8 protein-coding genes are annotated in these 10688 nt (G+C 58.1%); 2 read left to right on the top strand and 6 right to left on the bottom strand.

All coding sequences use genetic code 11. From position 1 onward, the window contains the following. The 6 genes from ABYM29_RS12810 to cls form a co-directional block, all read right to left on the bottom strand. The coding region (locus tag ABYM29_RS12810) for an efflux RND transporter permease subunit (RefSeq protein ID WP_372865165.1) at positions 1–3028 on the bottom strand (3028 nt) is incomplete at its 3' end. Next, a complete protein-coding gene (locus ABYM29_RS12805) occupies positions 3025–4248 on the bottom strand; it encodes an efflux RND transporter periplasmic adaptor subunit (RefSeq protein WP_372865164.1) in 1224 nt (407 codons plus the stop codon). The genes ABYM29_RS12805 and ABYM29_RS12810, both read right to left, overlap by 4 nt. Positions 4249–4391: 143 nt before the next feature. Further along, on the bottom strand, positions 4392–6701 hold the full coding sequence (locus tag ABYM29_RS12800; RefSeq protein WP_372865163.1) for an MlaD family protein: 2310 nt from the start codon (positions 6699–6701) through the stop codon (positions 4392–4394). After that, positions 6694–7320, bottom strand: a complete 627-nt coding sequence (locus ABYM29_RS12795; RefSeq protein WP_372865162.1) for a paraquat-inducible protein A — start codon at positions 7318–7320, stop codon at positions 6694–6696. Before ABYM29_RS12795 ends, ABYM29_RS12800 begins: the two co-directional genes overlap by 8 nt. A gap of 2 nt (positions 7321–7322) precedes the next feature. Next, on the bottom strand, positions 7323–7934 hold the full coding sequence (locus tag ABYM29_RS12790) for a paraquat-inducible protein A (RefSeq protein ID WP_372865161.1): 612 nt from the start codon (positions 7932–7934) through the stop codon (positions 7323–7325). Position 7935: 1 nt separating this feature from the next. Further along, positions 7936–9423 carry a cardiolipin synthase gene (gene cls, locus ABYM29_RS12785; protein WP_372865160.1) on the bottom strand — a complete coding sequence of 496 codons (1488 nt, stop codon included), beginning with the start codon at positions 9421–9423 and terminating at the stop codon, positions 7936–7938. A 134-nt stretch (positions 9424–9557) separates the two neighbouring features. Here cls and ABYM29_RS12780 point away from each other — a divergent pair, with 134 nt between their 5' ends. Together ABYM29_RS12780 and ABYM29_RS12775 are read left to right on the top strand one after the other, a co-directional pair. After that, the gene (locus tag ABYM29_RS12780) at positions 9558–10016 is read left to right on the top strand and encodes a MaoC family dehydratase (protein WP_372865159.1); all 459 of its coding nucleotides are present in this window, start codon (positions 9558–9560) and stop codon (positions 10014–10016) included. A gap of 159 nt (positions 10017–10175) precedes the next feature. Beyond that, positions 10176–10457 (top strand): hypothetical protein, encoded by a 282-nt coding sequence (locus ABYM29_RS12775; protein WP_372865158.1) that lies wholly within the window; start codon positions 10176–10178, stop codon positions 10455–10457. The last annotated feature ends 231 nt before the right edge of the window (positions 10458–10688 follow it).

Raw genomic sequence — 10688 nt, 5'->3', positions numbered from 1 at the left:
TGATGCCAAAGCCCAGTGATACCGCCATGGGGATCACGAACTGGGCCTGTAGGCTGTCCTCTAACAGCATGGGCAGCAGGCCGAAGAAGGTCGTCAGCGAGGTGAGCAAAATAGCCCGGAAGCGCTGGCAACCGGAATCGATGACGGCGTCTATGATACGCTCGCCGCGGGCGATGGCTGAGTTGATAAAGTCGACCATGATCAGGCTGTCGTTGACCACCACGCCGGACAGGGCGATAACGCCAAAAAACGACATCATGCTGAACGACAGGCCGATAACAATATGGCCAAAGACCGCTCCGATAATACCGAAGGGAATAACGCCCATAATAATCAGTGGCTGTAGGTAAGAGCGCAGGGGGATTGCCAGCAGGCCATAGATGCCGAACAGCGCCAGCGCGAAGCCCACTAACAGACTGACCATCAAGGTGCCGATCTCTTCGCTTTCGCCGCTGAGTTTGATGTCCAACCCCGGGAAGCGTTGTTGTAGGCTGGGCAGAAGTTTATCAATAATGCTGGCGGTGATTTTATCGGGTTCGACCCGTGACTTATCCGCTTGGGCACTGACCGTGATGGAGCGCTCGCCGTCGATCCGGGTCATCGTGGTGTAGGCGGGTTGAATGGTGACATTGGCGACGCTACTCAGCGGCACAAATGCACCGTCAGCCGCGCGAATATACATGTTTTGCAGGTCGGAGACGGCGGCTCTTTCTTCGCGAGGGTAACGCACCATCACTTTGACTTCGTCGTTGCCGCGCTGCAGGCGCTGGGCTTCAGCACCATAGAAGGCGTCGCGAACCTGGCGCCCCAGCAGCGCAGAGCTCAGCCCGAGGTTCTCTGCTTCGGGTTTGATCTCCAGCACAATTTCATCGCGCAGGGCACTGGCGCCGTTGCGGATGTCGTATACGCCCTCAAAACGCCGCAATGCGTGCTCGACTTCGGCGGCTGCCGAAGTTAAATCCTCGGGGGTTGGACTGCTGAGTTTAAGCGATATAGCGGGGCCCATTTGCTGGTCGGCAATACTAACGGCCAAGACTTTCGCTCCGGGAATGTCGCCGATTTCTTCACGCCAGCGGCGAGCGACTTCGGCGCCGTCGATGTCGCGCATTTCATTTTTGGTTAATTCCGCCATAAACGTCACATGGCGACCGCCCCGGCCATAGGCCGCTACATGACTGACCAGTGCGCGATTTTTGGCGCCGGCGTGGGCGGCGGCATACGCCTCGTTAATGCGGCGCAGGCTGCGATCCATATGCTCGAAGGCGCGCCGAGTTTCACTTTCTGGGGTGCCCTCTACCATTTCCAGTTTGGCTTGGACAAAGTCGCCGGGTACCTCGGGAATCATCACAAAGTGCACGATGCCGCCGGCGATCACGCCGACGGTGATAATTAGCATTGCGGTAAAGCTGGCACCGGTAATATAGCGATGTGCGATGGCTTTCTTTATAAAGGGCCGGTAGTGCTGTTCGATAAAATGGCTTAGCAGTGCGTTGGATTTCGCCGGGATGCGGTCTAACTGTCGCCAGATTGGCCCCTGTCCCGGAGCACTGTGAGCCAGGTGAGCTGGCAGAATCCACTTCGACTCAATGAGCGAGAAGGCCAGGCAGAGTATCACCACCCAGCCCACCGCTTCGGGAAAGGGGGCAAAGGTGCCGGTGGCAAAAATCGTCGGCGAGAAGGCCATGATGGTGGTCAGTACGCCGAAGGTTGCCGGGGTGGCCACGCGCAGCGCGCCTTTGATCACAGTATCGACAGAGTGACCTTGTTTTTCGGCTTCGGCATAGGCGCTTTCGCCAATGATAATGGCGTCGTCTACGACGATACCCAGTACCAGAATAAAGCCGAACAGGCTGAGCATGTTCAGACTGATATCGACCATGGGCATCAGCGCAAAGGTGCCCAAAAAGCATATCGGCAGCCCGACCATGACCCAGAAGGCCAGTTTGATGTTCAGAAATAGGCTGAGCACGATAAACACCAGCAGGGCGCCCATGCTGAGGTTGTTGAGCATCATGCTCATCCGGCCTTTTAGATAAAAGCTGATGTCGGCAAACTGGGTGAGTTCAACGCCTTCAGGAAGGCTGCTGCGTTTGTTTTCCACAAAGCGGCTGGTGGCCTCGGCAACGCGGATCAGGTCTTGGCTGCCGACAGAAAATACCTGCAAATCCAAGCTGGGTTTGCCGTCAAAATAGGCAAAACCGTCGGTTTCTACAAAGCCATCGCGAATGGTGGCGATATCGCCCAGGGTCAGTCGAGTACCGTCGGCGAAGCTTTTGATGACCAATCTTTCGAATTCGTGCTGACGGCGCGCCTGACCTTGGGTGCGCAGTGAGATATTGCCATTATTGGTTTTGATCGTGCCGCCGGGCAAATCCAGCGATGAGCGGCGAATTGCCTGCGCAACGTCGTCCAGGGTTAACTGGTATTCCTGCAGCCGGTGTTCGGGAATTTCAATACTGATTTCAAAGTCGCGAGCGCCATTGATCTGCACAAAGGCGATGTCTGGATCCTGGAGCATCTCCTGTTTGATTTGCTCGGCCAGCGATTTCAGACTGCGTTCATCTAAATCGCCATAGAGTTCTACGCTGACGGTGTGGTTCTGGAATTCTAGGCGTTTGACCACCGGGCGCTCGGCCTGTTCGGGAAAGCTGATAATGCCGTCGACCGCGCTTTTGACCTCGTCCATAACGGCCAAGATGTCGTAGTCTTCATAGATTTCAACAGTGATGTTGGCCAGGGACTCATCGGCTCGTGACTCAATACTTTGAATGGCATCAATGTCCTGCAGGGCTTCCTCTATTTTAAGAATAACGCCATCTTCAACTTCTTCGGGGGTGGCGCCGGGGTAGGGCACGGTAATGCGGATAATATTGATTTCAAACTCGGGCTGCAGCGTGCGCTGAATGTTCAATGCCGAGCCAACCCCGACAAACAATATCACCAGCATGAGCAGGTTGGCGGCTACGTGGTTGCGGGCGAACCAGGGAATAATGCCGCGCCGGGTGTCGAGGTGCTCGGGGGTACTCATGGCGCGTTAGGCTCCTCGTTAATGGTCGCCAATTCGGCTGACGGCGTGGCGACTAGCTCTGCCGTCGACAGGCTGGTGTTGATTTTAACCGCGGTACCACTGATGGCGCTGGGTACCGATGACAGGCAGATGCGATCACCGCTTTCCAGGCCTTCGTAGACGTACACCAGTTTGCCCTCGGTGCGCAGTGCCTTAATGTCACGGTTGCGCAGCGTGTCGTTTTCATCCACGACCCAAAGTTGATTGCCGGTGCGCAAAATATGCCGCGGTATGGCAACGAGGTCGGCAATGCTCCGCCCCTGAATGTCGGCTTTCACAAAGCTGCCGTTGCGCAGCGGTTTGCCGTCGCTATCCAGCCGGTAGGGGTCTGCGATCTGAGCGACGACGAATAGCACCCGGCTGCGTTCGTCGAGTATGCCCTCGTTGCGTACCAGCTTCGCAGGCCAGCGCTCGCCAATATCATTTTCCAATATGACATCGGCCTGGGTGCTGTCGTCGCGCGGGTCGGGCAGTTGCAAGTAGGCGAGCCGGTCGCTGGGCACTGGCAGGCGCACTTCGGCGGTGTCTACGGAGAAGATTTGGCCGAGGGCCGAGCCGGTGGCAACAAACTGTCCAAGATCGACCTGCCGGGCTTTAATCATGCCGCGGTAGGGCGCGCGAATTTTAGTGCGCTCCAGGTTGATTTCGGCTTGGCGGCGGTCGGCCAATGCCGAGTTGAGTCGCGCTTTGGCCTCGTTGAGCTGTGGCAGGCGCAGTGCCAGCGCTCGCGAATCCTCATTCGCGTGGCGGCGCGGGTATTTTTTAAGATCTTCACGGGCCACGGCGGCACGGCCTTTTTCTTGCAGCAAATTGCTGTGCGCTGTCGCGACAGCGGCTTCGGCGCGTTTGAGCTCGGCGCGGTAAGTGCGGTCGTCGATGAGCAGCAGTATCTCGCCCTTCTCGACGAGATTGCCGTTCTCAAAATTGCGCGATACTTCCATAACCTGTCCAGAAACTTCGGCAACCAGACTGGTTTCGGTGTGTGGTTGCACAGTGCCTTGACTGTGAACGTTAATGGTTAGGCTTTGCTTGTGGGCAATGGCTACGTCGATAAGCAATTTGTGGCTGGCAACTTCCTGTTGCTCGGGCGATGGGCGCAGGGCAAATAACGTAATGGCGATAATAACGGCGGCGCCGATGATGGTTGCGACCACAATGGCCTGCTTGGGCAGTTTTAACAAAACGACAGTCCCTAGATGAGTGCAGTGGGCAGAAGCGTGTCGGTGACACAGCTGCTTGGCAGACGCCATTCTAGCTGTTTCCGCCGCCTAACTGTGTGAAAACTTGTTAAGGCAATGGCCAGAATGCCACTGCCTTGCGGCGCTCAATGGCTGCTACTGTCCAGAGGGATTACCGGGTCCCAGCGCAGCCATACCGCGTCCACTTCGGCGTGCAGAGGAAAGTGCTGGCCGGCCTCCGCGGGCGCTGCTAATGCCGCTTTCGCGCCTTTGCCAGGGGGCGTTGCAAAGGCAATTCCCCCTTCTAACAGTGATTCGACTGACTTGCTGCGGATGGTGGTGCCACTGAACAGGCCGAAGTTGACCGCGATGCCGCTGGAGTTCCAGAAGCGGCTATTGCGTCGTACCAGCGTGGCGTAGCGCGGTTCGATATTAATGTGGATTAGTGTTCGGCGGGCGTCGGCCGACAGTTCAAAGCCGAACACCTCGCCCACGGGGATGTCGCGGTAAAACACTTTTACTCCCTCTTTGATCGAGCCGCGTTGATCGGCGCCCAGCACCAAGTTCAAGCCCGTCGCCGGAGGCCGCAGTCGCGGTGGGCGCTCCAGACCGATAAATTTGCTCTGCGGTTCACCGTCACCGGGCAACACGCTGATATAGGCGCCGGTGACCAGGGTTTCCAGGTTGCGGGTGCCAACCAGCCCCAGTTCAGGCTTGACCACCCAAAAGCGGCTGCCCTGGCGCGCTAAGGCCTTGGCCGACGGTGCCAGGCGCGCACTGACGACAACGCCCTGCATGCTGCTATCGAGTTCTACGGCGGTCACTTCGCCAACCTTGATGCCCTCGTATTTAATTTCTGTGCCTTTGCTCAGGTTGACACCGCTGGTGAAGTACACGTGAATTTCGCGACCCGCGTCGGCAAAGCTACTTTCGTAATCGCGGTGCAGGGTGTAGCGCAGCCCCTCCCAAGCAGCCTGAGGACGTTTGACTTCGGGCGTTTGAAAGGCGATGCCGCCGGCAACGATGGTGGCCAGCGATTCTGCTTTCACGTCGAGACCGCCCAAGCCGCCGCTAATGCTGATGCCGCTGGCGTTCCAAAACAGCGATTCGCGGTGTAGCAGGTGGGCGTAGCGTTGGTGGATGAAGGCGCCAATCGTTACCCCGTGTTTGGCGAGTTCGACACTTTCCACCTGGCCAACGGCAATTTTTCGATAATAGATTTTGCTGCCAACACTGACTGAATTCAGCTCGTCGGCCAGCAGGACCACGCGCAATCCCGGGGCGCTAATACGCTTTTCGGGTGCGTCGCGCAGCGCTTGGTAACGGGCCGCCAGCTCACCGGGCGCGCCGTCAGTATGCACGGCCACATAGGGGCCGCCGATGAGGGCGTCGAGGCCTTCAATGCCGGCGGTAGAAAATTCTGGACTCACCAGCCAGAAGCGGCTGCGTTCATTGAGATGTTCAAAGTATGGCGCGTTGATCCGCAGTTCAGCCTCGGCGCCGGCATTGGGGCCTGCGGCCTTAAAGCGAACGGCCTCTACGCGGCCAATGCGCAGCCCCTGCAGGCGCAGTTCGGCACCTTTGCTCAAGCCCTCGGCACTGGCAAATTCAACGATTACGCGGCGACTGCCGTGGGCGAGTTCGCGGCTTTCGAACAGCGTGAAGCGCTGGCCATTGTCGACGCTTTCACCGCCATCGGGGCTGTCAAAGGCCACGCCGCCAGCCAGTATGCTGGCCAGTGAGCCTGCGTCGATGTGCAGTCCTTGCATCCCCGCGTTAATTTTGACGCCACTGTGGTTCCAAAAGCGGCTGTTACTGGTAACCAGCTGTTGATAGCGGGGGTCGATGCGCAGCGCAATGTCGACGCCGTTATCGGTGAGCGTGTAGCCCTCGATATCACCAACATCGATTTCCTGATAAAGCACGGGTGCGCCGACGGCGAGTGAGCCGAGCTTGTCGGCGTGTAGGGTGAGTCGCAATCCGTTGGTGCTACTGGCAAAGGCAGGGGGTTCGGCCAATGCGGTGAAGTGCTGAGCGGCTTGGCCGTCGCCGGGCGCAAAGCTGATGTAGTTACCGGCGACCAGGGTATCCAGGCCCGAGATGCCAGACAGGGATATTTGGGGTTTGACCAGCCAAAAGCGCGTGCCGCTGCGAATCAGCGGGGCGATTTGCGCGTGCAGGTCGAGCGTGGCGTTGACGCCACTGAGTTCGTCGTTGAGTTGCAGTTGGCTGACGCTACCCACGGTAATCCCCTGGTACACAACCGGAGTTTTGCCGGCGGTAATGCCGCTGCCATTGTCAAACTGCACCCTGACCTGCAGGGCACTGTTATTGAGGTTTTCATAGAGCAGCCACAGGGCAATAACTGCGGCTACCAGAGGCAGTAACCACACGGCCGACAAGCGTTTTTTGGGGCGCAGCTGAGCTTGCGGATACGGTGTTTGTGAATCAGTCATGGTGTTCTAAATCCCAGATAAGTCTCGGGTCAAAGCTGTTGGCGGCAAGTATTGTGAGCACGACTACCGCCGCGAAGGCGGTGGCGGCGGGGCCGGTGTCGACGGTGGCAATATTGCCGAGGCTAACCACGGTAATCAGTATTGAAATCATAAACAGGTCGAGCATGGACCAGCGGCCAATAAGATGGACAAAGCGGTAGAGTGCGGTGCATTGCGACTTGCTGAGGGGCAGCCGGAACTGCACGACCATCATTAGCAATAGTAGAGCCACGATTTTAATGATGGGTACCAAAATGCTGGCGATAAACACCACGGCTGCGATGGCGCGCAGATCGGCTTGCCACAGCCGGACAATCCCCGACATGATGGTGTCCGGCGCGCCTTGGCCAAGATTGACGACGGTCATGATCGTTAAAACATTGGCCGGTATCAGCAGTAGGGCGGCAGCAATGCACAGTGCCAGCGAGCGCTGCAGGCTGTGGTGGCGGCGAAAATGCAGCGGGCTGTGGCAGCGCGGGCAGAGCGCCTGTGACTGTTGTTGGCGGCTGGGCATGGCGCTGAGCAGGGCGCACTGCTTGCAGCGGGCCAGCCCCTGCTGTTTGGCGGTTGTCGGCTGCATGGTCAACGCGGTTGCTCCCAGAACTGCCAGGCGCGCTCGCTGTTGAAGCTTTGCGCGCACAGGATAAGGCTGACCATCAATCCCGCCAGGCAGTAGCTGCCGCTGAGAATTTCGATGTCGCCGTCGTCCATCATTTTTACGTAGGCAACCAGAATGCCGATGGCATAGACCTCGAGCATGCTCCAGTCCTGCATAAAATGGCTGAGCTTAATGCAGTGCGCGAAGCTTGACGGGCAGCGCTGCAGGGCCTGACAAAGACCGATAAAAGTGTTGAGCAGCAAGTGCAGCAAGGGGGCGAGCAGCGAGCACAGCAGTACTAAGAGGGCGAGCAGTTCAAAGCCTTGCTGCCACAGTCTTAAAATGCCCTCGGCGAGGGTGTTACTGCCGGTCTGGCCGGCCAGGGTAAACCGTAGAATGGGTAGACAGGTAGCGGGGATAAACAGCATCAGTCCACACAGTGCCGCGGCTAAACTGAGCTGAGGAAAGCGCGGTGGCGGCTCGGCGAGTACCGCTGCACAGCGCGGGCAGTGGGCGCGCTGTGCGGCCTGCGGCGGCGGTAGGCGCTGCAACAAATCGCAATCGGGACAGGCGGAAAGGCGGGCTGCGCTGGTCATCTTACTGCAGCGGGGCAAACAGATAGGCGCAGCGGCTGGCAAGGCGCCGCATCAGCGACCAGCGGGCGACTTCGCTGGGGAGCAGCTGCCGGCATTGGTTGAAGTCTTGTTCGAGCATGTCGCTGAGTTCTCTGGCAAAGCCGTGGTCGTAGATCACTGCGCTAATTTCAAAATTAAGACGAAAGGAGCGATTGTCGAGGTTGGCCGTTCCCACCGCCGCGATGTCATCATCCACCAGCAGCACTTTCTGATGCAAGAATCCGCATTGGTAGTAGTAGAACTGTACCCCGTGGGGAAGGGTTTCGCGTATCGCGGTAAATGATGACAACTTGATAGTCAGTTTGTCGGGCTTCTCGGGGAGCATGATTCGCACATCGACACCGCGCATTGCCGCGAGCTGCAGGGCGTGAATAATGGATGTGTCGGGGACGAAATAGGGGCTGACTATCCACAGTCGCTCGCGGGCTTGGTGAATCAGGGTCTCAAAAAATAGTGCGCAGCTCTCTACGCTGTCGGCGGGCCCCGTGCTCACGATCAGCATTTGCTGGTCGCCGTCCTTGCAGGGTGCGGGTGTCCAGTTGAGTGCGGGCAGCGATTCATTGGCCCAGTACCAGTCTTCAACAAAACAGAGCTGTACGGCTTGCACGATGGGGCCGCTCATGGCCAGGCCGGTATCGCGCCAAGGGCTGAGCACCGGGTGTTGATGGCGGTATTCGTCGCCGATGTTCATGCCGCTGATAACACAGTAATCGCCGTCGCAGACGACGATTTTTCGGTGGTTGCGGAAGTTCAGCTGCAGGCGATTGCCGGTGCCCTTGGTGCTGTTAAAGGGGCGCATTTGCACGCCGGCGTCGCGCAGGGTTTGCGGGTAGTCGCGGGGCAGTTTGAGGCTGCCGATCTCGTCGTAGATAAAGTAGATGGCCACGCCCTCGCGAGCCTTGTCGATCAGCAGCTGGGCGAGTTCGCCGCCGATGTCGTCGTCGCGAACAATATAGAATTCCAGCAGAACGTAGTGTTTGGCGCGGCGGATATGCGTGAACATGTCCGCAAAGGCCTGCTCGCCATCGATCAGCAGTCTGGCCTTGTTGCCGCGACTGAAGGGCAGTGTGCTCAGGCGCGGCAGCGCGCGCAGGCGCGAATCTTCCGCTTCGGGGGATGTTTCCAGGCTGGCATAGTCGCGTGCAAGTTGGCCGGTCAGCGCGTCTATGGCACCGGTGTCGCCGCGTTTGGCCATGGCGTAACCGCGAAATTTGCGGCGGCCAAAGATCCAGTACAGTGGTACAAACAGGGGGGGGAAGCCGATTAGTACAATCGCCCAGGCGACTGCGCCTTGTGCGGTGCGCGTTTTAAGGATGGCTTCGAGCGCCGACAGCAGCCCCAATAACGCGAAAGTGGCCGCCGTCAGGGCGGCCAGATAGGGAAGGCTAGCCTGGAGCCAAGACCAATGCGTTGTTAGAAACTCACGGATATCCATTGCGTCCTTTGCCATTTTGGTAGCGCGCTATTGCCCGCTGTCACCCGCATAGACGATGCCGGCTGCGACGTAGCCGATGGTAAGGTTATTGGCATGAAAATACGACTGTGCATGCAGCTTTTAACAGTCCCGGTAATAGGAATGTCAATATGAGTAGAGTTTTCCCCACCCCGTCGGCCCTGCTGGACGCTGTTGGCGAGCATTTGGGCAGCAGTGAATGGCTGGAAATTGATCAGCAGCGTATTAACCTGTTTGCCGATGCCACGGGGGATCACCAGTGGATACATACCGATCCGGAGCGTGCCAAAGACGGCCCGTTTGGCAAGTGTATTGCGCACGGTTATTTGACGCTGTCGCTGGTCAATCTTTTCCTGCCGCAAATTATCGATGTGCAGGGCATCTCTATGGGCGTGAACGTGGGCTGCGAACGCATTCGCTTTCCGGCTCCGGTGCCGGTAGGTTCGCGGGTGCGCGGCGTGGGTGAGCTGCTGTCGGCGGAAGAGTTGAAGGGCGGAGTGCAGTCGGTGGTGCGGGTGACGATAGAGATTGAGGGCGGGGATCGCCCGGCTTGCGTCGTGGATACTATCAGCCGTTATTTCCCTGCCTGACAGTAGCGTGCCGGCGGCTTGTAACGCAGGGATGTTAGAAAGGGGGCGGTTAAAGCATTTTGTTATAAGCCAATGGTAGGGCGCATCGCTTGAGCATGCTATAACAAAAGTGCAGGCCTATGACTATAGGCGTTGTCCCTTATCCTGTGGAGGCTGTCAATGGATTTGACCCACGGCGACGTATTGCACGAGGGCAGGAGGCTGCTCAGTGACGTCCCTATGTATATTCTGACCGATGAAGGCTATTCCGCGTGGAGCGGTTGCCTTCACTTGCAGAGTAATGACGGAGAGTTGTTGAATGGCGTGCAATACAGTATCCGCCTTCGCGACGGCCGCCTCGGCAGTATCCGCATTCGCAAAGTGATTTCCACCAATGGTGCCCACCATATTGAGGTATTGTTCGAGGGTCTCGGGCAATTGGAGAAGCGCTGCGCGGTATAGCGACTGTTGCGACCCCCTGCCTGGCGCAGGTCTTCGCTTGACCTCCCTGTAGAGTTGTTTGCGTGCCCACTGTCGCTGCGGGCAGGCGCCTGTCATTTGTCCTAGCTGGAAGGCGGCTGGTGTTATCGGGGTATTCCGCTAAGATGGGCGTCGGCGCGATTGTCTGGGGGAGCGAGTGTACAAGGGGGAGCGTTTTAACGGCTACAGCCATTTTGTTGGTGCCTTGGCGGC

The sequence above is a fragment of the Spongiibacter sp. genome, from assembly GCF_041602295.1.
Lineage (GTDB): Bacteria > Pseudomonadota > Gammaproteobacteria > Pseudomonadales > Spongiibacteraceae > Spongiibacter.
Note: the sequence above shows the minus strand (reverse complement) of the source record. Positions and strands in the feature narration are given on the sequence as shown.

Excerpts from the sequence above, each read along its gene's own strand:
- ABYM29_RS12800 (WP_372865163.1), bottom strand. The coding sequence starts at position 6,701 with ATGACTGATTCACAAACACCGTATCCGCAAGCTCAGCTGCGCCCCAAA.
- ABYM29_RS12795 (WP_372865162.1), bottom strand. The coding sequence starts at position 7,320 with ATGCAGCCGACAACCGCCAAACAGCAGGGGCTGGCCCGCTGCAAGCAG.
- ABYM29_RS12790 (WP_372865161.1), bottom strand. The coding sequence starts at position 7,934 with ATGACCAGCGCAGCCCGCCTTTCCGCCTGTCCCGATTGCGATTTGTTG.
- cls (WP_372865160.1), bottom strand. The coding sequence starts at position 9,423 with ATGGCAAAGGACGCAATGGATATCCGTGAGTTTCTAACAACGCATTGG.
- ABYM29_RS12780 (WP_372865159.1), top strand. The coding sequence starts at position 9,558 with ATGAGTAGAGTTTTCCCCACCCCGTCGGCCCTGCTGGACGCTGTTGGC.
- ABYM29_RS12775 (WP_372865158.1), top strand. The coding sequence starts at position 10,176 with ATGGATTTGACCCACGGCGACGTATTGCACGAGGGCAGGAGGCTGCTC.